Source organism: Actinomyces sp. zg328, assembly GCF_009829635.1.
Lineage (GTDB): Bacteria > Actinomycetota > Actinomycetes > Actinomycetales > Actinomycetaceae > Actinomyces > Actinomyces marmotae.
Genome location: NZ_VWPE01000001.1, coordinates 40716 through 66502, shown reverse-complemented (window position 1 = coordinate 66502; position 25787 = coordinate 40716). Strand labels below are relative to the sequence as shown.

The following is a 25787-nucleotide window of genomic DNA, read 5'->3' as shown; positions in this document are numbered from 1 at the left end:
CGGTGCGCATCGCCCATGAGGAGGCGCGGGTCCGCGTCCCCGCGACCACCGCGAACATGGGGCCGGGCTTCGACTCCTTCGGCATGGCCTTCCGCTACTACGACGAGGTCAGCGTCCGCCCCATCATCGGCGCCACGAGCGTGCGCGTGGAGGGCGTGGGCCAGGGCGTCGTCCCCACCGATGACGACAACCTCGTCGTGCGGGCCCTGCGCGCCGGGCTCGAGGCCGCCGGCGCCCCCCAGGCCGGGTTCGAGATGCGCTGCGTCAACCGCATCCCCCACGGCGGGGGGCTCGGCTCCTCGGCGTGCGCCGCTGTCGCCGGCCTCATGCTCGCCCGAGGCCTGCTCTCAGACCCCCAGGCCCTGCCCCTTGACGCCGTCTTCTCCCTGGCCACGCGCTTCGAAGGGCATCCGGATAACGTCGCCCCCGCCGTCTACGGCGGCGCCACGGTGGCCTGGATCGAGGCGGACGGGACCCCCCGCTCCGCCCCCATGCCCGTGGACGGCTCCCTGCCGGTGACGATCCTCGTGCCGCCCCCGGCCACGCGCCTGTCCACCGAGGAGGCCCGCCGGGTCCTGCCGGACTCGGTGCCCCGAGCCGACGCGCTGTTCAACACCTCCCGGGCCGCGGTCCTCATGCTGGCCCTCGCCGGTCGCCCCGACCTGCTCATGGCGGGCACTGAGGACCGTCTCCACCAGGAGTACCGCCGCGACGTCCTGCCCGGCTCCATGGCCGTCATGGACTCCCTGCGCGAGCAGGGCTACCCCGCGGTCATCTCGGGGGCCGGTCCCACCGTGCTGGTCCTGGCGCGCCTGGCCGACCAGACCCGCTTCACCCTGGAGCAGCACGGCTGGCAGGTGCTGACCCCCGGCATCGACACCCAGGGCGCCCGCCTCCTGTGAGCGACCCCGCGGCCGACCGAACTCAGGCCCCCACCCCCCTCTTACCGAGACCGGTCGAAAACTGCGTCGAGACCGGTTACGCCCCGGCGCCCGGGGGAGGGGAGGAGGCCTCGCGCGGTCCCGGGCCAGGGGGAGCCGCCTCCCGCGCGGGAGAGGCCGCTGGCGCCGTCATCGTCCTCGTCCTCGGCCTGCTCCTGGGAGCGCTCGTCCTCACCGGGCGCAGCCACCACTACGTCCAGCCGCTGCTCACCCCCGCGCTCGGCCTGACCGCAGCCCTCCTCCTCGCCCTCGCGGCCTGGAGCCTCTGGGCACTGCGCGGCTCGCGACGGCGGGGCTGCGGCGCCCACCGCCCGCGGGCGGCCTCCTGGCTCCTCCTCCTGCCCGCCGTCCTGGCCGCCGCCTCACCCGCGCCGCTGGGAAGCGCCCTGCTCGCATCCACCGCCGTGGGCGGGGGAAGAGCGGCAGCCGCCCACGGCGAGGCCGGTGGCGCGGTGGCCGTCGACGCCTGGACCGGTGAGCGCATCGACCTAGCCGCGCGCGCCGCCCGGCGCGGCACGGCACTGCCCGCCCTCGACCCCGACGCGAACAACCCGCTCACCTTGGCCGAGCTCGGCCAGTACTGGGACTCGGCACGCCGCGGGGAGCTCCTCGGCGAGCGCGTGACCGTGATCGGGTTCGCCGCCCCCGATGGGGAGGGAGGCTGGGTCCTGGGCCGCTTCCAGATCATCTGCTGCGCCGCCGACGCCGTCCCCTACCAGGTGGGGCTGCGCGCCGGTGGCGGACCGGTCCCCGGCGCCGACGTCGGCGGCCTGCGCGCCGACCGCTGGTACGAGGTGGTCGGCACCGTTGTCGGGGCCGCAGGCGGGCCCGCGATCGACGTCGAGCGCCTCCGCGAGATCCCCCAGCCCAAGGAGCCCTACCTGTGAGCGCGATGGGCGCGGCGGCCGTGGCGCTGAGCGCTCCCTCCCTCCGCTCCCCGGGCCCCCAGTTGCTGATCTCGCCCGGGCTCGACGGCGCCGCGAGCTCGTGGGCGACCATCGTCGTGGCCATCACCGTCCAGGCCCTGCCCTTCCTCCTGCTGGGAGTGCTGGTCTCCGCCGCGCTCTCCGCGCTCGTTCCCGTCCGCCTGCTGCGCCGCGCCACGCCGTCCAGCCCCGCGCTCGCGGTCCCGGTGGCCGCCGGGGCCGGCGTCCTCCTGCCGGGCTGCGAGTGCGGCTCCGTGCCGGTGGCCCGCTCGCTCATCCAGCGTGGCGCGCCGCCCGCCGCGGCCCTGGCCTTCCTACTGGCCAGCCCGGCGATCAACCCCATCGTGCTCGTGTCCACCGCGGTGGCCTACCAGGGCTCGCCCGGCATGCCGATCGCCCGCCTGGTCGCCTCGCTCCTCGCCGCGGTGCTCGTCGGCTGGGCCTGGATCCTGCTCGACGACGACGCCCGCCTTGCCCTGGGCCCAGGGGGCGCCGACGATGGGGCTTGCGACCAGCACCGGCATGGGGGCGCTGGCAGGCTGGACGCCTTTAGGGCGGCGGCCGTGCACGACCTGCTGGAGGCCGGTGGCTTCCTCGTCGTCGGCGCCATGGTGGCGGGCCTGGTCAGGGTCGCGGCGCCGGGGGAGTGGTTCGCCGTTCTGGGGGAGCGGCCCTGGGCGGCCGCGCTCGTCATGGCCGGACTGGCCATCGTGCTGAGCCTGTGCTCGGAGGCCGACGCCTTCGTCGCCGCCTCCTTCACGGGAGTGCCCGCCACGGCCCAACTGGTGTTCCTCGTGGTCGGCCCCATGGTGGACCTCAAACTCATGGCCATGCAGTACGGGGCCTTCGGGCGGCGCTTCGTGGTGCGCTTCGTCCCGCTCGCGCTGGGCGCCGCCATCCTCTGCGCCCTCGCCATCGGCCCCCTCCTCCTCCCCCTCTGAGCGAGACCGGTCGAAAACACGAGCGAGACCGGTTCGGGGACGGCTGGGTGGTGTGATCGAGGCGCCACCCCTGAGTAGTTGCATTCTCAACTAACTGGGTTAGAGTCGGGGCATCACGCACAGGCGTGAAAGCCATGAAAGGACAGCGCCATGAGCAGCGCGCGGACCATCCCGGGCGCTGCGCCCGCGACAACCGCCTCCGACCGCCAGTCCCCGGCCATCCAGGTGAGCCAGGCCGCCCCCGTCGACCAGGCCGCCCCCGCGCCCCGCCACCGGATGCACTTCGGCATCTTCACCGTCGGCGAGATCGTCGCCGACCCCGCCACCGGGCGCGCGCCCAGTGAGCACCAGCGCATCAAGAACACCATTGAGATGGCCGTGGCCACCGAGCAGCTCGGCCTCGACTTCTTCGGCACCGGCGAGCATCACAACCCGCCCTTCGTCCCCTCCTCCCCGGTGACGTTGCTGGGCAATATCGCCGCGCGCACCTCCCGCCTCCTCCTGTCCACCGCCACCACCCTCATCACCACGAACGACCCCGTGCGCCTGGCCGAGGAGTACGCCTTCCTCCAGCACGTCGCCGATGGCCGCGTGGACCTCATGATGGGCCGGGGCAACACCGGCCCCGTCTACCCCTGGTTTGGCAAGGACATCCGCAAGGGCATCTCGCTGGCGGTGGAGAACTACGACCTCCTGCGCCGCCTGTGGCGCGAGACCAACGTGGACTGGGAGGGCGAGTTCCGCACGCCGCTGACCGACTTCACCTCCATGCCCCGGCCGCTCGACGGCGCAGCCCCCTTCGTATGGCACGGGTCCATCCGCTCGCCCCAGATAGCCGAGCAGGCCGCCTACTACGGCGACGGCTACTTCCACAACAACATCTTCTGGCCCCTGGACCACACCAGGCGGATGGTCGACCTCTACCGGCAGCGCTTCGAGCACTATGGCCACGGCCGGGCCGAACACGCCATCGTCGGCCTGGGCGGCCAGTTCTTCGCCGCTGAGTCCGAGGCCGCGGCGATCGAGCGCTACACCCCCTACTTCCGCTCCAGCTACGTCTACCAGGGGGCCTCCCTGGAGGACATGACGGCCCACACCCCGCTGACGGTCGGCACTCCCGAGCGGATCGTCGAGCGCTACCTCACCTATCGCGACGCCGTTGGCGACTACCAGCGCCAGGGCTTCCTCATCGACGCCGGCGGGGCCCCGCACTCCGTCGTGATGGAGCAGCTCGAGATCCTGGGCACCCGGATCGTGCCCGCCCTGCGAGCCGAGCTCGAGGGCTCCCGCCCCGACGGCGTCCCCGACGCCCCGCTCCACCCCCGCCACGAGGCCGCCCTCGCCGGCGGGAATCCCCCTGCCGAGGAGCCCTTCGGGCTCGTGAACGACTTCGACCCGCTCACGGGCAGGAGAGTGAGGATCTGACATGAGTGAGCCGTATCGCGGCGCGCGGGTGATGGGCGCGAGGCGTGCCGCTCCCGCCGGGGAGCACGGCGAGACGCCCGACGCCTACGAGCACGCGCAGATGGACCGCATCCCCCGGATCGTCGCCGTCCACGCGGGCCTGGGAGCGCCGTCGACCTCCGCGATGCTCGCCGAGCGCCTCGTGGAGGCCGCGCGCGCCGCCCTGGAGTCGCGAGCCCGGCTGGCCACCACCGAGGTCATAGCGTTGCGACCCCTGGCGGCCGACATCGCCCTGGCCGGGATCGGAGGTCCGATCAGCGGAGGGCTCCAGTCCGCCATTGACTCCCTGTCCTCAGCTGACGGCGTCGTCGCGGTCAGCCCCGTCTTCCAGGGCTCCTATACGGGCCTGTTCAAGGGCTTCTTCGACGTCATTCCCGACGGCGCCCTGCGCGACGCGCCCGTCCTGATGGGCGCCACCGCTGGCACCGCGCGGCACAGCCTCGTCACTGAGATGGCGCTGCGGCCGCTGTTCACCTACCTCAAGGCCCGCCCGACGACGCTCGCGGTCTTCGCCGCCAGCGAGGACTTCGGCGCCGCATGGGCGCAGGGCTCCGACGGCGACGGCCCCCACCGTGGGGCGCCCCTGGCCGATCGGATCGCCCGGGCGGGCGCGGAGTTCGCGGATCTCATGACGCGGCTGAGCCGCCAGGCCCCGGTGGACGCGCTGGCGGGCTTCACCCCGATGACCGACCTCCTGCCGGGGCGGTCGCGCGGCGGGGAGGCGGCGGGCGGCATCTCCTGAGCGCTCGTGCGCCCTCGAACCACGACCACGAGGGCGCGGGCCCTGGGCCCGGCCTCGCCGCGTGTTGGCGGCCGCAGTGGGGATGGTCGCCGATCCCTGCTATGCTGCGTCCAGCGGCCGAGCCATAGCGCCTCCCAGTGGCGACGCAGCCAGCCCGCCGCGAGCACTGAACCACCGGACCGAGGCATCACCCTGGCGCCGCGCAGTGCATCACCTCTCCCGTGAATGAATCCGGGTTATCCCCCTACCCGCGCGCAGCCATCGCGCGCGCCACACCATGAGGACACTCGTGACTGAGACTTCCAGCGCCCCCGCCCTGACTGCCATGCGCCTGGCCGAGCTGCAGCAGCTCGCCTCCTCAATGGGCCTCAAGGGCACCTCCCGCATGCGCAAGAGCGAGCTCATCGCCGCGATCCGTGACGCCGGCGCCCCCGCGGCGCAGGGATCGACCGCTTCCAGCGCCAAATCGACCGCTTCCAGCGCCAAGGATGGCGCGGCCCCTGCCTCCGAGCCCGCTAGCGCCCAGGCGCCGGCCTCCACTGAGGCCCCCGCGCAGGGCTCCTCCCGCCCGCGCCGTCGCCGCGCCACGGCCGCCGCCGGTGCCCCGAGCGATGTCCCCGCCTCCCTTGAGCTCGACCTGCCGACCCGCTCGGAGCGCAGTGGGGACGCCCCCGCGCAGAGCTCTGACAGCGCACTCCGCCCTCGTCGCGAGCGCGCCGACCGCGCGGAGCGCTCCGACCGGTCTGAGGAGGGCTCGCGCCGCCGTCGCCGTGCCGAGCGCGACCAGCGCCCCGCCGACGGCCCCGATTCCGCCGAGGACCATCTCGACGCCAAGGCCGCCCTCATGCGCGACCTGGCCGACGTCACCGGCACCGCCGCCGTCGAGCCCGCCGAGCGCGTCCGCCGCGAGGACCGCCCTGAGCGCGAGGGTCGCGATGGCGAGGACGAGGGCCGTCCCGGGCGCCGTCGCCGGGGCCGTAAGCGCGGCCGTGACCGCTACGACGACGAGGGTGACGGCCGCGACAGCCGCAACCAGCAGCAGGGCAGGCAGCGCGCCCCCCGCGAGGACGAGGTCCTGCTCCCGGTAGCCGGCATCCTCGACGCCTCCGACCCTAACCACGCGTACCTGCGCACCTCCGGGTACCTGCCCGGCTCGAAGGACGTCTACGTCTCGGCCGCCCAGGTCAAGGAGCACGGCCTGCGCCCGGGCGACGCCGTCTCGGGCTGGGTCCGCGAGGGCGGCGAGTCTGCTCAGTTCGGGGGCGGTCACAGCGGGCGCCAGAACCGGCGGCAGAACCGCGCGGGCCGCGTTAAGTACAACCCCCTGGTCTCCGTGGAGACGATTAACGGCATGGACCCCGAGCGAGCCAAGCGCCGCCCGGAGTTCGCCAAGTTGACCCCCCTCTACCCGCAGGAGCAGTTGCGCCTGGAGACCACGCCGAAGGCCGTCACGCCGCGCGTGATCGACCTCGTCTCCCCGATCGGGAAGGGCCAGCGCGGGCTCATCGTTTCCCCGCCCAAGGCCGGTAAGACGATCGTCCTCCAGCAGATTGCCAACGCCATCGCGGTGAACAACCCGGAGGCCCACCTCATGGTCGTGCTCGTCGACGAGCGTCCCGAGGAGGTCACCGACATGCAGCGCACGGTCAAGGGCGAGGTCATCGCCTCCACCTTCGACCGCCCGGCCTCGGACCACACGATCGTCGCTGAGTTGGCCATTGAGCGCGCCAAGCGCCTGGTGGAGCTCGGGCAGGACGTCGTCGTGCTCCTGGACTCCATCACCCGCCTGGGCCGCGCCTACAACCTCGCCGCCCCCGTCTCCGGGCGCATCCTGTCCGGTGGTGTCGACGCTGCGGCGCTCTACCCGCCCAAGCGCTTCTTCGGCGCCGCGCGCAACGTCGAGAACGGCGGGAGCCTGACGATCCTGGCCACAGCGCTGGTGGAGACCGGCTCGAAGATGGACGAGGTCATCTTCGAAGAGTTCAAGGGCACCGGCAACATGGAGCTCAAGCTCTCCCGCCAGCTCGCCGACAAGCGCATCTTCCCCGCCGTGGATGTGGCCGCCTCGGGCACGCGTCGCGAGGAGCTGCTCATCGACCCCGCTCAGCTGAAGATCATGTGGCGCTTGCGCCGCCTCTTCGCGGGCCTGGAGCAGCAGCAGGCCCTCGAACTCGTGCTCTCCAAGCTCAAGGACACCCAGTCCAACGCCGAGTTCCTCATGGTCATCTCCAAGACGACGCCGGCGGGCGCCTCCCTGGCGGACGCCGACGACGGCGAGTGACGAACTGACAGGACGCATCCCCGGCGAGGCGCGCGGGTGGGCCCCGCCGCCTCGGAATCGAGGCTGGCAGGCCCGCCCGCGCGTCAGTCCTCCAGGTAGCGTGGTCTGCCGCCCGAGGGCCAGCTCCGGGTGCTCGGCGTCACTGGCCGCCGCGTTGTGCCACCGGGGCGCGCGGCGGCATAATCACCCACGGCCTCCGGTTCACCCGCGCTGCCGTGCGGGACCCGGGACCCTCTGATTGCTGAAGGAGACACCTATGAAGCAGGGCATTCACCCCGAGTACGTGGCCACCACGGTCACCTGCACCTGTGGCAACACCTTTGAGACTCGCTCCACCGTCACCGCTGGCGAGATCCGCGCCGACGTCTGCTCCGCCTGCCACCCGTTCTACACGGGCAAGCAGAAGATCCTCGACACCGGCGGCCGTGTCGCCCGCTTCGAGGCCCGCTACGGCAAGCGCAAGAAGTAAGCATCCCGACCGACGCCGGCGCCCGGCTCCCCGCGAGCCCAGCGCCGGCGTCGTCGCATCCCGGCAATCCGCCTTCCGCCCCGAGAGGACCATGATGAGCGAGGACTTCAGCGCCGTCGAGCCGCTGCTCGCCGAGCACGCCCAGCTGGAGGTGGAGATGGCCGGTCCCGCCGCGGCCGATCCCGCCGTCATGCGGCGCCTCGGGCGGCGCTATGCCGAGCTCGGGCAGGTCGTCGCCGCGCACCGCGCCTGGGCGGATGCCCGGGCCGACCTGGATGACGCCGCCGAGCTCGCCGCCGCGGACCCCGGCTTCGCCGCCGAGATCGCCGGCGAGCTCCCCTCCCTCGAGGCTGCTGAGGCGGAGGCCGCCGACCGCCTGCGCCACGTCCTCGTTCCCCGCGACCCCGACGACGCCCGGGACGTCATCATCGAGGTCAAGGCCGGCGAGGGCGGGGAGGAATCCGCTCTGTTCGCCTCCGACCTGGCCCGCATGTACACCCGCTACGCCGAGCGGATGGGGTGGAGCGTCACCATCATGGACGCCACCGACTCCGACCTGGGCGGCTACAAGGACGTCCGCCTGGCCGTCAAGGCGCGCGGCGCCGTCGAGCCCGCCGACGGGGTTTGGGCCCGCCTGAAGTACGAGGGTGGCGTCCACAGGGTTCAGCGCGTTCCCGTCACCGAGAGCCAGGGCCGCATTCACACCTCCGCCGCCGGGGTCCTCGTCATGCCCGAGTCCGATGACCCCGGTGAGCTCGAGATCGACCCCGCCGACCTGCGCATCGACGTCTTCCGCTCGTCGGGCCCCGGCGGCCAGTCCGTGAACACCACTGATTCGGCCGTGCGCTTGACGCACCTGCCCACCGGCATCGTCGTGTCCATGCAGAACGAGAAGTCCCAGCTGCAGAACAAGGAGGCGGCGCTGAGGGTCTTGCGCTCCCGTCTGCTGGCCGAGCGCGCCGCCGCCGCTGCGGCCGAGGCCGCTGAGGCCCGCCGCTCCCAGGTGCGCACCGTGGACCGCTCCGAGCGCATCCGCACCTACAACTTCCCCGAGAACCGCATCGCCGACCACCGCACCGGCTACAAGGCCTACAACCTCGACGCCGTCCTCGACGGCGACCTGGGGCCGGTCATCGACTCGGCCATCGCCATGGACGAGGCGGAGCGCCTGGCGGCCGTCGGCGAGCAGTCGTGAACTCACTCGACCGTTACGCGCTGCGGCGGACGGTGCGTGAGGCGGGGCAGATGCTTGCGCTGGCGGGCGTCGCCTCGCCGGAGGTCGACGCCCGGCTGCTGGCCGAGCACCTGCTGGGCGGGCCGCTGCTGCTCGCCGACGGCGCCCCCGAGGGCTTCGCCGCCGCATACGCGGCGCTGGTGGAGCGTCGTGCCGCACGCGAACCGCTGCAGCGCATTCTCGGCGTCATGTGGTTCCGGGGGCTGGAGTTGGAGTGCCGACCGGGTGTGTTCATCGTGCGCCCTGAGACCGAGGTGGTGGCCGGGGCCGCCATCGAGGCCGCCCGGGCGGTGGCGTCGGAGGAGGGACGTGGCCCCGTGGTCGTGGACCTGTGCGCCGGTTCGGGGGCCATTGCCGCCGCGGTCGCGGCGGAGGTTCCCCTGGCCCGCGTGTGGGCTGTCGAGATCGATACCGCCGCCCTCGCCTTGGCGCGGGAGAACTGCGAGCGCCTGGCGCCGGGACGGGTGGAGGTTGTCGGCGGTGACGCCACCGCCCCGGCCGTGCTCGCCGAATTGGACGGGAGCGTCGACGTGGTCGTCTCCAACCCGCCGTACGTGCCCGCCGGGGAGGTGGAGGACGTCGAGACGGCCGGGTACGACCCGGACCTGGCCCTGTACGGCGAGGGAGCGGACGGCTTGCGCCTGCCGCTCGCCGTCATCGAGCGGGCCGCTGCCCTGCTGCGCCCCGGCGCCGTGCTGGTCATGGAACACGACCCCGGGCAGGGGGCCGCGCTGCGGGCCGCCGCCCTCGGTGCCGGCTTCACCGAGGCGGTCACCGGCCAGGACCTCGCCGGTCGCGACCGCTACCTACGGGCCGTCACCGAGCGAGCCTCACGGGCTTGAACCGTCCCTTCGGTGCCTCCGCCCCCGCGGTTGTTCGGCTCGGTCGCGCGGTCGATGTCCTCGCCCCGGTAGTGCTCCGCGATGCGGTCTCGCGTGAGGCGCTGGCGGAGGCAGTGGCGCTGTGCCCCCGCTCGACCTCGGTCACGCCCTCGATCTCAGACAGGGACTCCGGCGCCTCCCCGACCTTGAGCCGCGGTGGCAGGGCGGCCTGCTGCGGTTGGACACCGGTGCGCAGGGACAGGGCGTGGGCATCCGCGCTTGGGTTCAGGCCCAGGACCTTGATGCTGCCCGCCGTCGGCTTGGCCAGTCCCTCGATCCGGCTGAGAAGGGTGGTCTTCCCGGCGCCGTTGGGTCCGATGATCCCAAGGATCTCCCCGGTGCGGACCTCCAGGCTGACCGAGTCCAGGGCGATCAGGTCGCCGAAGCGCTGGGTGACGTCCTTGCAGACGGCGGCGCTCATGGCTGATCCTCGGGGGTGCGCGAGGCGGTTGACGGTGGGCACTGGTGGTGCTCGCCCGTCCTGGCGCGGTGCCCTGGTGCCCAGCCCGACAGGGGGATCGCAGTCCTGTGTCAGCGGGCGACCAGGAGTGCGAGTCAGTTTCACGTTCTCGCCCGAGTCGCCACGCCTGAGCGGATCGGCCCTGGTATCGGGGTGCCGGTGGGCCCTGGCTCACTCCGCGGCCATCGGGCAGACTTCCCGTGCAGCGGACGACGGCTGACCTGCGTGATCGACGAGTACCGTCGTCGCTACCCAGCCGAACCCTTCTGAACGGAGCTGCCACATGACCACTGTCCTGGTGATCGGATCAACCGGAAAAGTCGGACGCGTCGTCGTCGACGAGGCCCTCCAACGCGGCCACACCGTCAAGGCCCAGACCCGCAACGCCCAGCGGGCGCGCCGATCCCTGCCTGACGGCGCCGAGATCGTCGAGGCGGCGCCCGCCGACGCCGACGCGTTGCGTCCGCTCGTCGCGGACGTGGACGCCGTCATCCTCACCCACGGCGGCGACAGTGACGGCGAGAACAACTTCTACGCCGTCATCCCGGCGCTGCTGGAGGCGCTCGGGGACCGCGACACCCACATCAGCCTCATGACGGCGATGAACACAAGCCACTCCGCCGGCGCCAGCGCCAGCAACTACGAGTTCGTGGAGTGGAAGCGCCGCGCCGAGAGGCTCGTGCGCGCCTCCGGCCACCCCTACACAATCGTGCGCCCCGGCTGGTTCGACTACCAGGGTCCCGCCGACCACCAGATCGACCTGCGGCAGGGCGACCTAGTCACCGGGCAGCCCGGAGTCGACCGGCGCCACATCGCCCAGGTGCTCCTGGAGGGAGCGCTCAACCTCTCCGGCGCCCGCCGCACCGTGGAGGTCTTCAGCAGGGCCGGAGCCCCCGTCACCGACTTCGAGGCCCTGTTCGCCGCGACGCGCGCGGACGAGGCTGGCGGCCTCGACGGCGTGCTCGACACCAACAACGTGCCGCTGGCCCAGGAGCCGCAGCGTGTCCAGGACGACCTCGCCCGACGTGGCAAGTGACGCTGGATCACGCGTGTGCCGCATAAGGACATCTGGGATCGTACGCGTGACGGCGACGATGTAGACCTGTTCGAGCAGGAGTACACCGACATCGTGCGGGTCGAATAGGCACGTTGCCGGGGGGCATGTTCGACATGAACCAGACCCGTCCCTCCGACTCGGCACTGCGAGAGGAGGCGCTGACCGTCGGCTTCAGCGAGGCCGCCACGGGACAAGACCTCACCGTCCGGGAGCGCTACCCGCGGGCCGTGCGCTGAGCGTTGGCGCCGGCGCTCAGGCGGGGCTCCTCGATCCAGCCCTCGCCGACTCTCACCGGCACGACGTGCGCGCCGCCGTCGGGCATGGCCTCGGCCAGCCAGTCCAGGCCCTGCGCCTCCAGGCGGGTGGCTCCGGCGAAGGAGTCGGGCTTGCGGACGACGGCGTCGGAACGGCTGCTCATGGGGTCAAGCCAAGCACGGGTGCGTCGTGGAAGAATATCCGCAGCGCAGCGAGAGGAGACGGTGCCGTGAGCCTTGATGCGTTGGACCGGGAGCAAGGCCATATGGAATCCGATGCCTTCATCCATGACCTCCGCGAGGCCCTGGCCGCGGCGGGGGACCCGGCCCGCGCCGAGCAGCAGCGCGCCTACCTGAAGTCCGAGATGGCGATGTACGGCGTCGGCGTCCCCGTCACCCGCCGCATCGCCCAGAGGATCGCCGCCGCCCACCCAGACCTCTGGTGCGAGGCCGCCACCTGGGAGGAGGCGCTGCGCCACCTGTGGGACGGCGCCACCCACCGCGAGGAGCGCTTCGCCGTCCTGGCGATCATCCGCTCCACGCGCTCCGCGCCGCACGCCGACCGCTTGGAGTCCCTCGCGCTCTACGAGCACCTCCTGCGCACGGGGCAGTGGTGGGACCTGGTCGATGAGACCTCCCACGCTGTGGGTCTTGTCGTGCGCGCCCACCTGGCGGCGGCCGCACGCATGCGTGCCTGGGCGGTGGACCCCGACCTGTGGGTGCGACGCAGCGCGATCATCTGCCAGCTCCAGCACAAGGAGCGCACCGACTTGGGCCTCCTGACCGACGTTATCGAGGCCAACCAGGAAGACCGGGAGTTCTTCATCCGCAAGGCCATCGGCTGGGCGCTGCGCGACTACGCCCGCACCGACGGCAACTGGGTGCGTGCCTTCGTCGAGACCCACCCCGGCCTGTCCGCCCTCAGCCGCCGCGAGGCGCTCAAGCACCTGTGAGGCCGGGGGCGGCTTGTCTCTCCGGCCTGCCGAGAAGCGGGCCTGGGAGTGGCGCGGCGCCCGGGTGGTGTGGGGCCGACGGCGGGGGAGCGCCCACGTGGCGGAAGTCGCTCTCCCCGAGCGCCTCCAGCAGCGCCGGTGGCCGCTGGCAGGAGACGATGAGACCTCCGCAAAGCGCTGAGATGGGGTCGCTCAGGCCCTGGCGTCGATGAGATCGGCCAGTCGTCCGAGAACCAACTCCCGTGCCCGCTCGGCGACCCTCGGCCCGTTGAGGCCGAGGATTCCGTGGCAGGTCCCGGGAAGCAGGACCGCCTCGGTTAGAACATTCGCCTCAGTCAGGGCCCTGGCAAAAGCCAGATCCTCATCCATAAGCGGATCGCACTGGTTCACGAGGAGGAACGTCGGCGGGAACCCTGAAAGATCGGCCTCCCTGGCGGGAGCCGCATGGGGCGTCGGATCCTGATCGCCAAGATATGCTGACCATGAAGCGGTCGCGTTCGGCAGATCCCATACGGGCGTGCTGGTGGCGTTCCGCATTGAGGCCGTGTTGAGGCGGTCATCGAGAACCGGCTCAATGAGGAACACATGGTCCGGCATGGGGGCGCCGGTGTCCCGGCAACGAAGAGTCAGCCCCGCGGTCAGGTTCCCTCCGGCTGAGTCGCCGTAAGCGATCCACGTCGCCTCAGGGTATTGCGTGGTGACCCATGCCCAGGCCGCGACGCAGTCCTCGAGAGGACCTGGGAAGGCGGACTCCGGAGCGAGCCGATAGTTCGGGCTCACGACTGTGGCGCCGGTGCGCAAGGCCAGAGTGGCGTTCCACGCGTCGTCGTACTTGGCCTGACCGGAGACGAAACCGCCACCATGGATGGACAGGATGACGGCATTCGCGCCGTGCCGCGGGGCGTGAACCCTCAACTCCACCTCCTCGCCGCGGCTCGGCACAGCGAGGATCGTGCGAGTGACCCCATCGGGGACCGGGGTCTCATGATCGAGGATCGCCGCCCCGGCGGCGCGCATCGTCAGTGGATCCCAGGCGGTCTGCGGCGGAATGTCCGCCGCGGCCGTGGACACCTCAGGATCGATGAGGCGGGCGGGGTCGAGAGTCATGACGCCACCTCCTTCAGGAACGAGTCGCAGACCGCGTAGAAGCCCTCGGAGCGGTCGCGGCGCACGCAGTGCGACGCGCCGGGGACCATGGCCGTGCGAATCCTGGCGTTGCCGAGCGCCTGGACCTCCTCCAGCCTGGAAGGCCCTATGAGGACGTCGTCGCCGTCGGATGTGACCAGGAGCGTCGGCGTGACCAGGGCTGATGCCGTCTCCGCCCAGAAAGTGGCGGGGGAGACGACGCCGGTGTGGATGAAATCCCGATCCACCTGGATCTTGGCTTGCAACCATGCGCAGGACTCCTCAACGTCCCACGCCGGGTAACTCTTCCGATTCTCGGTGAGCGCCTCGTCAGGGTGATCCGCGATCCATGCCATCCGGGCAGCCAGCGTCGGCCCCTCGTCGCTGTAAGCGGTCCTCTGGCTCTCGGAGAGCCAGGCGGGATCCTCCAGCACGAGCGCGTCGACGAGATCCGGGCGGCTGGCGGCGGCGGCGGCGCAGACCGCGCCCCCCATCGAGTGGCCGATGAGAATCACCGCGGTATCGTGCTGGCGGCCCTCAAGGATGGTGATGAGATCCTTGACCATAACCCCGATCGGATCGCTCAGCTCCGCGGGGTTGAAATGGGGGGAGACGCCGTGTCCACGCGCGTCAATCGACGTGACATCGTAATGGCTCCGCCAGTGCCGGTGCGCCGCCGATAGTGATGCCGCGTTGTCGGTGACGCCGTGATTGAGGAGCAGTTGAGGCGCTCCGGCCCTGATGGTGCGGATGCGGGCGATCCCAGTTGCTTCCGTCATGCTTCGCTCCTCATGAACTCATGCTCGATGTCCTCCAGCGTCTTGCCGCGCGCCCCAGGGGTGGCCTTGAGGGCGAAGACGGCCGACGGCGCGGTCGCCGCGGCATGGATCCCGAGCGCGCCCGCTCCACCGGCGCGCGCCGGCTCCGCGTTGATCTTGGCGTTGCCGATATCCAGTGCCGCGACCTCGCGCGGGGTGATGACGGCGCCCCGATGCGGTGGGGACTGCATGAGAGCTCACTCTCCTTTGAGCTGGTTCCGGGCGAGGTCGGGGGAGCGGGATCTCGCGCGTGGCGGGCCTGCCGCTGAGACTCCGCAGGTCACCATATGGTAGCGTCGCCAACCATAGGGTGATCGATGCTGATGGTACACCCATGGCGGGCGGGGGAGAGCGGCTCGATCACGTACGGGGGAAGTCGTGCATAAGTATGAGCTTATCCGTGAGGCCATCGCGGCGATGGCGGCCGAGGCGGGGCCTGGGGCCCGCCTGCCCACCGAGAAGGAGATGGCTCGACGCTTCAACGCCTCAACGATGACGGTGCGTCGCGCGCTTCAGATGCTCACGGAGAACGGCTTGCTTCGCGGGGTGCCTGGGAGGGGCACCTTCGTGGCGCGTTCCCGCGTGACCAAGGTGGCTCGCGCGTCCGCCTCGTTCACCGAGGCGCTGCGGGCCTCGGGGCGTCGAGCCAGTAGTCGGCTCGTCTCGGCGACCTTGCGACCGCCCATCGATGACGCCGAGGGCGACTTCTTCGCCGTCGGTGAGGGGGGATTCGTCGTCGAGGTGCGGCGTGTGCGCCTGGGGGACGGGATTCCCATCGGGTTCGAGTCGGCTGTCCTCAATGCGGCCATCGTCCCCGGTATTCTCGGATGCGATCTCACCGGGTCGTTGTACGAGCTGATCGAGCAGCAGTACCAGCTTCAGATCGAGCGCACCGGCATCGTCGTGTCCGCCCGGCTCCCGGAGGGGCACGAGGCGGAACTGCTTGAGGTGGAGCCCGCGGAGCCGTGCCTGCAGACGGTTGTCACCGCCCAGGTCTCAGGCGGGCAGAACCTTGAGCGCACGGTGGCGCTCTATCGCGGCGACATGTATGAGCTCGCCATCTGAGCCCGCATTCGGGACGGCTGTGACTCATTCTGGCCCCCTCGTGGTCGGTGCCCCGCGGGAGGTTGGAGCCGATGCGGGTCTTCGCCCGTGACCTTGGCGAGGCCTGGCCGCCACGGGGTCCGGCCCGTGCCGAGCAGCAGCGCGCCCACTTCAGCCCTGAACTGTGCCGTCCTGACCATGGGCCTGCGCGGCGCAGGTGACGTATTGGCATCAAATGATGGCCGAGAGCGCACGAGCGGTCCGGCGGGGGCTCGGAGGGCCGTAGGATGTTGGCACCCGTGTTCCCTGAATCGAAGGATTCCCAGAATGAGAAGGCTTCCCCGTCTTGCCGCCGGCGGCGCCGCCGCCGTCCTCTCCCTCGGCCTCATGGCCGTCCCGAGCGCCGCCGCTGAAGGCGCCAGCGGCGCCGGCGATGCCACCGGCTCCCCGAGCGCCGCGTCCCCCACGGTCAACGACTCGGGCAGCGCTGGTGCCGCTGGCGACGCTAGTGGCGCTGACAACGCTGGTAGTGCTGGTGACGCTGGTAGCGCTGGTGACGCTGGTGACGCTGGCAAGCGGGGCGATGACGACGCGAGGATCGTGTTCCCGGCCATCGCCCTGTCCGCCTCCTCCGTTGAGGTCGGCAAGACGCTTACCATCACGGTGACCGGTCTGCCCTCCGGCACCGAGTCGGAGGTCATCGCGTCCCCCGGTGACATCGCCGTCGGTAAGACAATCCACAACGCCCAGGGCGTCGGCACTGTCGACTGGAAGGTCGGCAAGGATGTGAAGCCTGGCGTCTACACGATCTCCCTGAAGGACCATCCGGACCTCACGGCGAAGGTCACCGTGACCGCCGCGAAGCCCGGCGCTGACGCCGCCCCCGGCGGCGCCCCGTCCGCGGCACCCTCGGCCTCCGCGGCGCCCTCCGCCTCGGCGGCGCCGAGCGCCTCCGCCGTTCCCAGCGCGCCTTCCGCGACCACCGCCACTCAGGCGCCGTCCGTCACCGCCGCCGCCAGCGCAGGTGCCCTGGCGCGCTCCGCCGCTGCCGGCGCCGCCGCCAGCGCGGGTGTCCCGGCGGGCTCCGCCGCCTCCCAGCCCGGTTCCCTGGCCCGCACGGGTGCTTCCACGGTCCTCGGCGTCCTCGCCATCGGGCTCGTGACGGCCGGCATCGTCCTGCGGGCGGCCTCTCGGCGCGCCTGAGCGCGGCGACGCGCTCGACCATCGCGGCTCATCCTGATCAGTCGGTGCTCGCCGGGGGGCGGGGCCAGCACGGCCCCGCCCCCCCCGGCGCCTCGGGTTGGGACGGCTGGGAGGACGATGACTCCTGGGCCGGCGTCGAGCCCCCTGACGACGCCGCGCCGGACCCCGAGGAGGCCATCGCGCCGGAGGACGCTGACGCCGTCGCCCCCACCTGGGAGGAGCGCCAGGCCGAGGTCGCCGATCTCGTCGGCCGCGGTCGGCACCCCACCACGGTCTGTTCGCCGTCCTGGACGGATGAGGACCGCCGCGTCGTCGAGGACGCCCTGACCGCCACCGGCACCGCCGAGCTCGCGGACCGCTCGGTCGACGAGCTCTCCGGGGGGCAGCGCCAACGCGTCTGGATCGCTATGGCTCTCGCACAGCACACCGATGTCCTCCTCCTTGACGAGCCCACCACCTTCCTCGACCTCACCCACCAGGTCGAGGTCCTCGACCTGCTCACCGACCTCAACCGCTTGCGCGGCACGACCGTGGTGATGGTCCTGCGCGATATCAACCTCGCCGCCCGCTACGCCGACCACCTCGTCGCCATGCGTGACGGACGGATCGCCGCCGCCCACCCAGACCTCTGGTGCGAGGCCGCCACCTGGGAGGAGGCGCTGCGCCACCTGTGGGACGGCGCCACCCACCGCGAGGAGCGCTTCGCCGTCCTGGCGATCATCCGCTCCACGCGCTCCGCGCCGCACGCCGACCGCTTGGAGTCCCTCGCGCTCTACGAGCACCTCCTGCGCACGGGGCAGTGGTGGGACCTGGTCGATGAGACCTCCCACGCTGTGGGTCTTGTCGTGCGCGCCCACCTGGCGGCGGCCGCACGCATGCGTGCCTGGGCGGTGGACCCCGACCTGTGGGTGCGACGCAGCGCGATCATCTGCCAGCTCCAGCACAAGGAGCGCACCGACTTGGGCCTCCTGACCGACGTTATCGAGGCCAACGAGGAGGACTCGGAGTTCTTCATCCGCAAGGCCATCGGCTGGGCGCTGCGCGACTACGCCCGCACCGACGGCGACTGGGTGCGTGCCTTCGTCGAGACCCACCCCGGCCTGTCCGCCCTCAGCCGCCGCGAGGCGCTCAAGCACCTGTGAGATGGGCGGCCGGCTGCTTCTGCCTCCCGGGGCGCGCTGACCGGCTCGCTGATGACCTGGGACTCCGGGATGACCGTGCCCGCTTGATGGGCACACCCGTCGACCTGGTGATTGTGGAATCGATGCGGAACCCGTACGTCACCGAGGCTGCTCTTGCGACGGCGGAGGAGCTGTATGCTGCCTGAGACCCCCGCGCACCTGTGGGATGCCCAGCACGCCGCTCGGGATGCGGTGCTAAGGCCTACTTGAACGTCACCTCGTGGCTCTCGGTGTACTCGATGGCCGTCTGGTCGCCCGAGACGGCGATACCGCGGCCACGCTCGTAGACCATGGTCGTACCGTGCTCCGGCAGTTCGCTGCCCTGCCCCCTGCGCAGAATGATGATCCATCCGTCAACCGAGGTCTTCCCCATGTCGGAGTTGTCAAAGACCGCCAGGCCCTGGGACGGAAGAAGCTTCTCCTCAAGACTGCTGTACCTCATCTGGAAGGTCTCGTCCCCCGGGCCGGCTTCCAGGCGGATGTTGAGATCGTCGCCGCCGAAGGCCTCATACGCCGAGTCATCCTCGAAGTCCATCGTGCAGTGGACGAGGGAGACCGTGTCCTCCTCCTGGATCTTGCCGATCTGTCCCGGCGCCCCCCGGACGGCTGACGTGTCGTAGTCCGGGATGATCTTGTCGCAGGTGACGGTGCGGTGCGCGGCGGAGTCCCTGAAGACGATGGGGTCGATGTCCCGCGCGCCCAGGGCCGCTGCGGCAGAGGCCTGCGCATCAGCGGTGCTCGCTGCCACGGGGATGGTGCCACCGCAGGCGCCGAGGCTGAGAACCAAGCCAGCAGTGGCAGTGACGGACAGGAGGGAAGGGAGCGGGCGCATAGGCGTCTCCGGAGTAGTAGGTGGCGGGCCGACTGGCTCCTTAAGTGTGGACGGCCCCGGCCAGGCGTGCCATGGGGTGACTTCCCGGGGGAGGACTCCCCGGGCGCGGTCGAGGTGGGCGCGTGACCTCCTCGCGCGGTCTGGGCGGCAGCGCCGTGCCCGGCCCTGGGGGCGGGTGGGTGCCGGTAGGCTAGGGCCAGAATGAACGCGATGGACTCCCTCTTCGGCTCCCTGCCCATGCCCGGCCAGAAGGGCGGCGCCACGCCCCCCGTCGAGGCCGCCCTGCCGGCCCTCGCCCCGGCCTCCTTCGACGCCGACGACGGCTGGGCCGACTCCCTGCTCGACACCGAGGCCCCTGCCGAGTCCGGATACGAGTCCGACGACGAGCTCCCCTCCGCCGAGGAACGCGACTCCGTTGCCGACACCTGGGAGGAACGCCAGGCCGAGACCGCCGCCCTCGTCGCACGCGCCCAGGCCAGGGCTGCCGCCCTGCGCGCCGCCCAGGCAGGAGCGCCCGACCCAGGGCCTGCGGGAGGCGGCGTCGGCCGGGAACGGGGCCTCGCCGTCGGCGACCCCACCGCACTCACTCGCGGCCTCAACGGGCCCCAGGCCGCGGCCGTCACCCACGCCGGCGCCCCCCTGCTCATCATCGCCGGCGCCGGGAGCGGCAAGACCCGCGTCCTGACCCACCGCATCGCCCACCTGCTGGCCACCGGCCGGGCCCATCCCGGCGAGATCCTCGCGATCACCTTCACCAACAAGGCCGCCGCGGAGATGCGCGAGCGGGTCACCGGGCTCGTCGGGCCCGCCGGGGGGCGCATGTGGGTCTCCACCTTCCACTCCGCCTGCGTGCGCATCCTGCGCCGTGAGCACGAGGCCGCCGGCCTGCGCTCCACCTTCTCCATCTACGACGCCGCCGACTCCACGCGGATGGTCACCCTGATCGTGCGCGAGCTCGGCATCGACCCCAAGCGATTCACCCCCAAGGCCTTCGCCCACCGCATCTCCGACCTCAAGAACGAGCTCGTCACCCCCGTCGAGTTCGCGGAGAAGGCGGTGACCACCAACCCCTTCGAGCGCCACCTCGCCGAGGTCTACACCGCCTACGCCTCGCGCATGGCCTCCGCCAACGCCCTGGACTTCGACGACCTCATCATGCGCGCGGTCCAACTGCTCCAGGCCAAGCCCGCGGTGGCCGAGATGTACCGGCGCCGATTCCGCCACATCCTCGTTGACGAGTACCAGGACACCAACCACGCCCAGTACATCCTCGTGCGCGAGCTTGTCGGCGGCCTCGGCACCTCCGGGGAGGGAACCGCGCTTCCCCCGGCCGAGCTGACCGTCGTGGGGGACTCCGACCAGTCCATCTACGCCTTCCGCGGCGCCACCATCCGCAATATCGAGGAGTTCGAGCAGGACTACCCGTCCGCCCGCACCATTCTACTGGAGCAGAACTACCGCTCCACCCAGAACATCCTCGACGCCGCCAACGCCGTCATCTCGCGCAACACCGGGCGCCGCCCCAAGAACCTCTTCACCGACTCCGGCCCCGGAGCCCCCATCACCGGCTACGTGGCCGACTCCGAGCACGACGAGGCCCGCTGGATCTCCACCGAGATCGACCGCCTCGCCGACGAGCACGGGGTGAGGCCCCGGGACATAGCGGTCTTCTACCGCACCAACGCCCAGTCCCGCGCCCTGGAGGAGGTCTTCATCCGCGCCGGCCAGCCCTACAAGGTCATCGGGGGCACCCGCTTCTACGAGCGGCGCGAGATCAAGGACGCCATCGCCTACCTGCGCGCCGTGGACAACCCCGATGACGACGTCTCCCTGCGCCGCATCCTCAACGTCCCCAAGCGCGGACTGGGGGAGAAGGCCGAGGCTGCCCTCGCCGAGCACGGCGCCCGCCACCGCGTGTCCTTCTCCGACGCCATCGCCGACGCCGCCGGGGCGCCCCGCTCGGGCCTGACCGAGCCCGAGGCGCAGGGGGCCCCGCGGGTCGAGGGCCTGGCCACCCGCGCCCGAGCCCAGGTCACCCGGTTCCACGAGCTCCTTGAGGGCCTGCGCCATCAGCAGGCCTCGGGCGACGGGGTCGCGGACATCCTCGACTCCGCCCTCGACGCCTCCGGATATCTCGCAGAGCTGCGCGCCTCCGATGATCCCCAGGATGCCACCCGCGTGGAGAACCTCGCCGAACTCCACTCCGTGGCCGCCGATTTCCAGGCCGCCAACCCCGAGGGGAGTCTCGCCGACTTCCTGGAGCGCGTCAGCCTCGTCGCCGACTCCGATCAGCTCCCCTCCGCCGAGGGCGCCGTCGGCGAGGAGGCCGCGGCGCAGGCCCATGAGGCCGCCGAGCAGGGCCAGATCACCCTCATGACCGTCCATACCGCGAAGGGCCTGGAGTTCCCGGTCGTCTTCGTCACCGGCATGGAGGATGGCACTTTTCCTCACTCCCGGGCCCTGGCCGAGGACTCCGAGCTCGCCGAGGAGCGGCGCCTGGCCTATGTGGCGCTCACCCGCGCGCGTGAGCGGCTCTACGTCACCCGCGCCGCCGTGCGCTCCGCCTGGGGGCAGGCCACTGCCATGCCCGCCTCCCGCTTCCTCGATGACATCCCGCCCGAGACCATGGACTGGAAGCGCCTGGCTTCCTCCATGGACGCCCTGCGCGGGGGCGGCACCGGCTGGGGGAGCGGTTGGGGCGATGATGGGGGTGGTCGCAGGGGCTCCCGCTCCCGAGGCTCCTGGCACTTCGACGACGACGATTTCGCTCCCCCGATCGGCGCCCGCCCCGCGCGCACCGGCAAGATCGGGCGCGTGGAGACCGCCAAGGACCGGGCCGCCAAGCGCGCCGCCGCGAAGAAGGGATCCGCCCCGGTCCGCCTGGATGGCAGCGGGCGGTCCACGGGCAACGGGGGAGAGGAGGAGCTCCCCGCGGCCGTCCAGGGCCTGCGAGAGGGAGACGCCGTGCGCCACGACACCTACGGCGTCGGCACCGTGATCGCCCTGGAGGGACATGGCCGCTCGAAGGTCGCCCGCGTGGAGTTCACCATCGACGGCGCCCGCGCCGTCAAGCGCCTCATGCTGCGCCTAGCGCCCCTGGCCAAGGCCTGATCGGATCCCCATCCCGCCTCGGGGGCGCCTCCGCGGCTCCCACTGGCCGGCAGCGACCGCGCCTGGCGCGCCTAGGTCAGGCTCCCCCACACGCCGGGCTCGCTAGGAGCGAGGACAGATCCCAGGCCGGCGGTGGCGAATGCCGCCCGTGTGCGCTCAGGACCCTGCGTGAAGTGCGCCCACTGCGTCTGGTGCGCCACGACGACGCGCCGGGCCGACAGCACTCGCGCCGCCGTCGCCGCCTGGTCAGCCGTCATGGACAAGGGGCGGCCCGCGAACTTGGCTGGGACGCTCGCCCGGCCCGCGTGGAGCACCGCGTAGTCCATCGGGCCGAAGCGCTCAGCCACCGCTGTCACCCCATCCAGCGAGGTGGTGTCACCGCTGAGGAACATCTGCTCCGCGCGCGCCTGGAGCACGAAGCCGATGACCTCGCAGTTGACGAAGCCCCGTGAATCCCGTTCACCGTCCGCCGGGCCATGAACGGCCTCGACGGCGTGGATCGTGAGTTCACCGAGGCTGAGGCTCTCGCCCGCGGCCAGGCCCCGAGCCGCGCCGCCCATCCGCCGTCTTGCTCACAGCGCGGCAGCGAGCCTGGCGACGGCGTCTCCCGCGCTCCCGCGGCGGGCGCCACGCCAGCCGGTGCCCGCCCACAGGGAGATCCTCTGCATGTCACCCGCCCTGGCGGCGGCCGCGCGCAGGGGCAGCGTCAGGCGGTTGACCGCCGGATAAGCGCTGGGAGCATGAGGATGCCGCAGCGCGAATCCGTTGCGCAACGAGCGTGCCGGCCGCCCGCTGAACGCTCGTGTCACGATCGTGCGCGTGAAGCCCGGGTCCGCCAGGGCGCGGCGATACGTCTCAGGGGTCCCCGCCTCGTCGGCTCGCAGCAGCAGCGTGCCGACGGCGACCATCTGGGCCCCGGCAGCAAGAATCGCCCGGACGTCCTCGCCGCCGCCGACTCCACCGGTACCGATGACGGGCAACGTGGTCGCCCCGCGCACCTCCTGAACCACATCCGCCGTGGCCTGGCCACCGATCGTCCGAGAAGGGTCAAAGGTGGCGCTGTGACCACCAGCCCGCGGCCCCTGGACCACCAGCCCATCCGCCCCGGCCTCGGCAGCGGCCACGGCTTCCCGCGCCGGCCAGCGCCACGGTGGAGGGCCCGCCCGCCATCGGCGCGGCAGCGAGAGGGAGCGACGAGGCCAGCAGCGGGGTGGTCGCCATGGTGTCTCCTAGGAACGATGGACAGGAACCGCCTGTCAGGCTAGGAGAGCCTCGCGCCCGAGGGAAGTGCCTGTCAGGCATGATCTATGCTTCAGCGGCATGGACGTGGAGATACGGCACCTGCGCGCCTTCATCGCCGCGGCTCAGGCGCGGCGGATGTCGGGCTCGAGGAAGATCGTGGCGCTCAGGCCCGGCAGCGCCTCGCGCACCCGCGCCTCGGCGGCGTTGATCGACTCGGCGATCGCCGCGCCCGTGGCCCCGGTGGGCACGGCCACCTTGGCCGCCACGAGGAGGGTCTCGGGTCCGGTGTGGATGGTGCGCAGGTAGACCACGGATTCCAGGGCCCCGCCCGGGATCGCCGCGAGGATGGCGTCACGGTGCTCGGGGGCCGCCGCCTCCCCCAGCAGCAGGGAGGACATCTCGAAGGCCAGGAACAGGGCGATGACGACGAGCAGTAGGCCGATGGATGCCGATCCGATGGCGTCCCACCGGCCGTCACCGGTTAGCAGGGTCATCGACACGCCCCCCAGGGCGAGGACGAGCCCGACCAGGGCGCCGATGTCCTCCAGGAGGACCAGGGGGATCTCCGGGGACCGGGAATCGCGGATGTAGCTGAGCAGGCCGCGGCTCCCGCGGGCGGCGCGCGCCTCGCGCAGCGCGGTTCGCAGGCTGAAGCCCTCCAAGCCGATCGACACCACGAGGACGGCCACCGGCACCCAGTGCCAGGAGTCGATGGCGCGCGGGTGGCTGAACTTCTCCCAGGCCTCGTACAGGGCGAACAGGCCGCCCAGGGTGAACAGGACGATCGAGACGATGAACGCCGCGAGGTAGCGGGAGCTCCCGTAGCCGAACTGGTGCTGCTCATCGGCCTGCCGCCTGGCCCGCTTGCCGCCGAGGAGGAGGATCGCCTGATTGCCGGAGTCCGCCAGGGAGTGGACCGACTCGGCGAGCATCGACGATGAGCCGGTGAGCAGCCAGGCGACGGCCTTCGTGACGGCGATGCCGACGTTGGCGGCCAGCGCCGCGATGATCGCCTTGCCGCCAGAATGGTCGTGGGCCATGGGTCCTCCTTGGATCGAGTGGGCGCGCCGCCGAGCGCGCATCACGGCGACGCTACCGCGAGCGAGGGCCGGCATCGCCGTCATCTCACGTGAAAGTGGTCGCCATCAGCATGAACATCGGATATCTGTTGAGTTGAAGATCACAGATGGGGCGTTCGCAAGGTGGCGGAAGCCGCTCTGCGACCGATCTACTGTTACCTGGGTCATAGCCATTGATGTCTGTGGCCGATGCGCGGGCGTCCGCAGCCCGCCACCGATGAGGTTCAAGGAGGAGGCTCATATGACGAGCTCGCTACCCCGTCGCCGATTCATCCAGGGCTCCGCCCTGGCGGCGGCCGGCGTCGCCGTCGCGGCCTGCGGCAAAGGAGCCGGCGCCAGCACTGAGATCACCGGGAACGGGCCGATCACCTGGGTCCAGGGCAAGGACAACTCCGGGGGGATGGTCAAGAAGCGGATCGACCAGTGGAACACTGAGAACCCGGGTGAGGAGGTCACCCTCATCGAGCTCTCCTCCGAGGCGGACCAGCAGCGCCAGTCCATGATCAACAACGCCCAGACGAAGTCCGACGCCTACGACGTCATCTCCGTGGACCTCGTGTGGATCGCCGAGTTCGCCGCCCACCGCTGGATCATCGAGCTGCCTCAGGAGCGGCTCGCCAGCCCCGATGTCATCGAGTCGGTGTGGGACACCGGGATCTACCGGGACAAGCTCTTCGCGATGCCCTTCGCCACCGACTCCTCGATGATGTACTACCGCAAGGACTTCCTCGCCGAGGCCGGGATCCAGGAGCCTCCCAAGGACTGGGAGGGGATCAAGGGGGCGATCGACGCCGTGCGCGCGCTGCCCGGGCACTCGTCCATCGGGGGCTTCGGCGGCCAGTACGCCAAGTACGAGGGCCTGACCTGCTGCGCATCGGAGTTCATCAACACCGCCGGGGGCTCCTTCTACGACGACCAGGGGGAGGTCGCGATCAACTCCCCCGAGGCCGTCGCCGGGCTCCAGAACCTCATGGACGCCTTCGCCGGCCGCTACATCCCCAAGGAGTCCCTGGAGTGGAAGGAGGAGGACGGCCGCAACGCCTTCGAGTCCGGCGATCTCCTCTTCTACCGGCAGTGGTCCTACCAGTACAAGAACGACATGGAGTCCCTGGGTGAGGACAAGTTCGCCGTCGCGCCCCTGCCGATGATCGACGGCAAGAAGTTCGTGCCGACCCTCGGTGGACACAACTGCGCGATCTCCGCCTACTCGAGGAACAAGGCCACCGCGCTGAGATTCATCCAGTGGTTCACCTCCCTGGACTCCGAGCGCTACGCGCTGGAGACCCAGACGCTGGCGCCAATCGTCGGCTCCCTCTACGAGGACCCCGCGCAACTGGAGTCCTTCCCCTTCCTGCCCACGCTCAGGGAGTCCCTCGACTCCGCCAGAAGCCGCCCCAAGGCCGTCTACTACGGCGATGTCACCGCCGCCATCCAGGACGCCCTCTACCCGGCGATCACTGGGGCCACCACCGCGCAGGCCGCGATCTCCGGTCTGGAGGCGACGCTCAAGAGCCTGGCCTGAGCGCCCGGCGGCGATCCACTAGTCGTA

At 71.4% G+C, this 25787-nt stretch carries 26 protein-coding genes; 17 read left to right on the top strand and 9 right to left on the bottom strand.

What is annotated here, in order from left to right:
• Positions 1-2: 2 nt before the first annotated feature.
• The 9 genes from thrB (at position 3) to prmC (ending at position 9840) form a co-directional block, all read left to right on the top strand.
• Positions 3-902 carry a homoserine kinase gene (gene thrB / locus GVV75_RS00285; RefSeq protein WP_159522272.1) on the top strand — a complete coding sequence of 300 codons (900 nt, stop codon included), beginning with the start codon at positions 3-5 and terminating at the stop codon, positions 900-902.
• Positions 899-1828, top strand: a complete 930-nt coding sequence (locus tag GVV75_RS00280) for a TIGR03943 family putative permease subunit (protein ID WP_159812993.1) — start codon at positions 899-901, stop codon at positions 1826-1828. Before thrB ends, GVV75_RS00280 begins: the two co-directional genes overlap by 4 nt.
• Before the next feature lie 5 nt (positions 1829-1833).
• The gene (locus GVV75_RS00275) at positions 1834-2808 is read left to right on the top strand and encodes a permease (RefSeq protein ID WP_159813155.1); all 975 of its coding nucleotides are present in this window, start codon (positions 1834-1836) and stop codon (positions 2806-2808) included.
• 150 nt (positions 2809-2958) lie between these two features.
• A complete protein-coding gene (locus GVV75_RS00270; protein ID WP_236266011.1) occupies positions 2959-4233 on the top strand; it encodes a CE1758 family FMN-dependent luciferase-like monooxygenase in 1275 nt (424 codons plus the stop codon).
• Between the two features lie 31 nt (positions 4234-4264).
• Positions 4265-5014 carry a CE1759 family FMN reductase gene (locus GVV75_RS00265; protein ID WP_236266023.1) on the top strand — a complete coding sequence of 250 codons (750 nt, stop codon included), beginning with the start codon at positions 4265-4267 and terminating at the stop codon, positions 5012-5014.
• Positions 5015-5339: 325 nt separating this feature from the next.
• Positions 5340-7295 (top strand): transcription termination factor Rho, encoded by a 1956-nt coding sequence (gene rho, locus GVV75_RS00260; protein WP_442858376.1) that lies wholly within the window; start codon positions 5340-5342, stop codon positions 7293-7295.
• Positions 7296-7551: 256 nt separating this feature from the next.
• Positions 7552-7764, top strand: coding sequence for a 50S ribosomal protein L31 (gene rpmE, locus GVV75_RS00255; protein ID WP_159522280.1), 213 nt, complete (start codon positions 7552-7554; stop codon positions 7762-7764).
• 94 nt (positions 7765-7858) lie between these two features.
• Positions 7859-8959, top strand: a complete 1101-nt coding sequence (prfA, locus tag GVV75_RS00250) for a peptide chain release factor 1 (protein ID WP_159812987.1) — start codon at positions 7859-7861, stop codon at positions 8957-8959.
• Positions 8956-9840 carry a peptide chain release factor N(5)-glutamine methyltransferase gene (gene prmC, locus GVV75_RS00245; RefSeq protein ID WP_159812985.1) on the top strand — a complete coding sequence of 295 codons (885 nt, stop codon included), beginning with the start codon at positions 8956-8958 and terminating at the stop codon, positions 9838-9840. Before prfA ends, prmC begins: the two co-directional genes overlap by 4 nt.
• On the opposite strand, the gene GVV75_RS10420 is transcribed toward prmC, so the two are convergent.
• The gene (locus GVV75_RS10420) at positions 9815-10300 is read right to left on the bottom strand and encodes an ATP-binding cassette domain-containing protein (RefSeq protein ID WP_159812983.1); all 486 of its coding nucleotides are present in this window, start codon (positions 10298-10300) and stop codon (positions 9815-9817) included. The two genes, prmC and GVV75_RS10420, sit on opposite strands and share 26 nt — an antisense overlap.
• 322 nt (positions 10301-10622) lie before the next feature.
• Here GVV75_RS10420 and GVV75_RS00235 point away from each other — a divergent pair, with 322 nt between their 5' ends.
• Both GVV75_RS00235 and GVV75_RS10415 read left to right on the top strand, forming a co-directional pair.
• On the top strand, positions 10623-11375 hold the full coding sequence (locus GVV75_RS00235; RefSeq protein WP_159812981.1) for an NAD(P)H-binding protein: 753 nt from the start codon (positions 10623-10625) through the stop codon (positions 11373-11375).
• 125 nt (positions 11376-11500) lie between these two features.
• Positions 11501-11632, top strand: coding sequence for a hypothetical protein (locus GVV75_RS10415; RefSeq protein ID WP_268891820.1), 132 nt, complete (start codon positions 11501-11503; stop codon positions 11630-11632).
• Here the strand turns inward: GVV75_RS10415 and GVV75_RS00230 are convergent.
• The gene (locus GVV75_RS00230) at positions 11611-11814 is read right to left on the bottom strand and encodes a hypothetical protein (protein WP_236263178.1); all 204 of its coding nucleotides are present in this window, start codon (positions 11812-11814) and stop codon (positions 11611-11613) included. The two genes, GVV75_RS10415 and GVV75_RS00230, sit on opposite strands and share 22 nt — an antisense overlap.
• 66 nt (positions 11815-11880) lie before the next feature.
• Between GVV75_RS00230 and GVV75_RS00225 the strand changes: the two genes are divergently transcribed.
• Positions 11881-12603 carry a DNA alkylation repair protein gene (locus GVV75_RS00225; RefSeq protein ID WP_236266009.1) on the top strand — a complete coding sequence of 241 codons (723 nt, stop codon included), beginning with the start codon at positions 11881-11883 and terminating at the stop codon, positions 12601-12603.
• A gap of 192 nt (positions 12604-12795) precedes the next feature.
• On the opposite strand, the gene GVV75_RS00220 is transcribed toward GVV75_RS00225, so the two are convergent.
• The 3 genes from GVV75_RS00220 to GVV75_RS00210 are packed head-to-tail and all read right to left on the bottom strand — an operon-like array spanning position 12796 to position 14737.
• Positions 12796-13710 (bottom strand): alpha/beta hydrolase, encoded by a 915-nt coding sequence (locus GVV75_RS00220; RefSeq protein ID WP_159812979.1) that lies wholly within the window; start codon positions 13708-13710, stop codon positions 12796-12798.
• A complete protein-coding gene (locus GVV75_RS00215; RefSeq protein WP_159812977.1) occupies positions 13707-14507 on the bottom strand; it encodes an alpha/beta fold hydrolase in 801 nt (266 codons plus the stop codon). The genes GVV75_RS00220 and GVV75_RS00215 overlap by 4 nt, the downstream gene beginning before the upstream one ends.
• Complete coding sequence (locus GVV75_RS00210; protein WP_159522292.1) at positions 14504-14737, bottom strand: hypothetical protein; 234 nt, start codon at positions 14735-14737, stop codon at positions 14504-14506. The genes GVV75_RS00215 and GVV75_RS00210 overlap by 4 nt, the downstream gene beginning before the upstream one ends.
• Positions 14738-14924: 187 nt before the next feature.
• On the opposite strand from GVV75_RS00210, the gene GVV75_RS00205 reads away from it, so the two are divergent.
• The 3 genes from GVV75_RS00205 to GVV75_RS10515 all read left to right on the top strand — a co-directional run bounded on the left by GVV75_RS00205 (position 14925) and on the right by GVV75_RS10515 (position 17935).
• Positions 14925-15611: a GntR family transcriptional regulator gene (locus tag GVV75_RS00205; protein ID WP_159812975.1), complete on the top strand. Its 687-nt coding sequence runs from the start codon at positions 14925-14927 to the stop codon at positions 15609-15611.
• Between the two features lie 306 nt (positions 15612-15917).
• The gene (locus GVV75_RS00200) at positions 15918-16793 is read left to right on the top strand and encodes a hypothetical protein (protein ID WP_159812973.1); all 876 of its coding nucleotides are present in this window, start codon (positions 15918-15920) and stop codon (positions 16791-16793) included.
• Positions 16794-16837: 44 nt separating this feature from the next.
• Complete coding sequence (locus GVV75_RS10515; protein ID WP_442858375.1) at positions 16838-17935, top strand: DNA alkylation repair protein; 1098 nt, start codon at positions 16838-16840, stop codon at positions 17933-17935.
• Positions 17936-18176: 241 nt separating this feature from the next.
• On the opposite strand, the gene GVV75_RS00190 is transcribed toward GVV75_RS10515, so the two are convergent.
• On the bottom strand, positions 18177-18806 hold the full coding sequence (locus tag GVV75_RS00190; protein ID WP_159524146.1) for a hypothetical protein: 630 nt from the start codon (positions 18804-18806) through the stop codon (positions 18177-18179).
• 201 nt (positions 18807-19007) lie between these two features.
• On the opposite strand from GVV75_RS00190, the gene GVV75_RS00185 reads away from it, so the two are divergent.
• Complete coding sequence (locus tag GVV75_RS00185; RefSeq protein WP_159812971.1) at positions 19008-21917, top strand: UvrD-helicase domain-containing protein; 2910 nt, start codon at positions 19008-19010, stop codon at positions 21915-21917.
• Between the two features lie 71 nt (positions 21918-21988).
• On the opposite strand, the gene GVV75_RS00180 is transcribed toward GVV75_RS00185, so the two are convergent.
• The 3 genes from GVV75_RS00180 to GVV75_RS00170 form a co-directional block, all read right to left on the bottom strand.
• A complete protein-coding gene (locus GVV75_RS00180; RefSeq protein WP_159812969.1) occupies positions 21989-22477 on the bottom strand; it encodes an MBL fold metallo-hydrolase in 489 nt (162 codons plus the stop codon).
• 12 nt (positions 22478-22489) lie between these two features.
• Positions 22490-23041, bottom strand: coding sequence for an NAD(P)H-dependent flavin oxidoreductase (locus GVV75_RS00175; protein WP_201288673.1), 552 nt, complete (start codon positions 23039-23041; stop codon positions 22490-22492).
• Between the two features lie 240 nt (positions 23042-23281).
• Complete coding sequence (locus GVV75_RS00170; RefSeq protein ID WP_159524150.1) at positions 23282-24199, bottom strand: cation diffusion facilitator family transporter; 918 nt, start codon at positions 24197-24199, stop codon at positions 23282-23284.
• A gap of 280 nt (positions 24200-24479) precedes the next feature.
• On the opposite strand from GVV75_RS00170, the gene GVV75_RS00165 reads away from it, so the two are divergent.
• Positions 24480-25760 (top strand): ABC transporter substrate-binding protein, encoded by a 1281-nt coding sequence (locus GVV75_RS00165; protein WP_159812967.1) that lies wholly within the window; start codon positions 24480-24482, stop codon positions 25758-25760.
• The last annotated feature ends 27 nt before the right edge of the window (positions 25761-25787 follow it).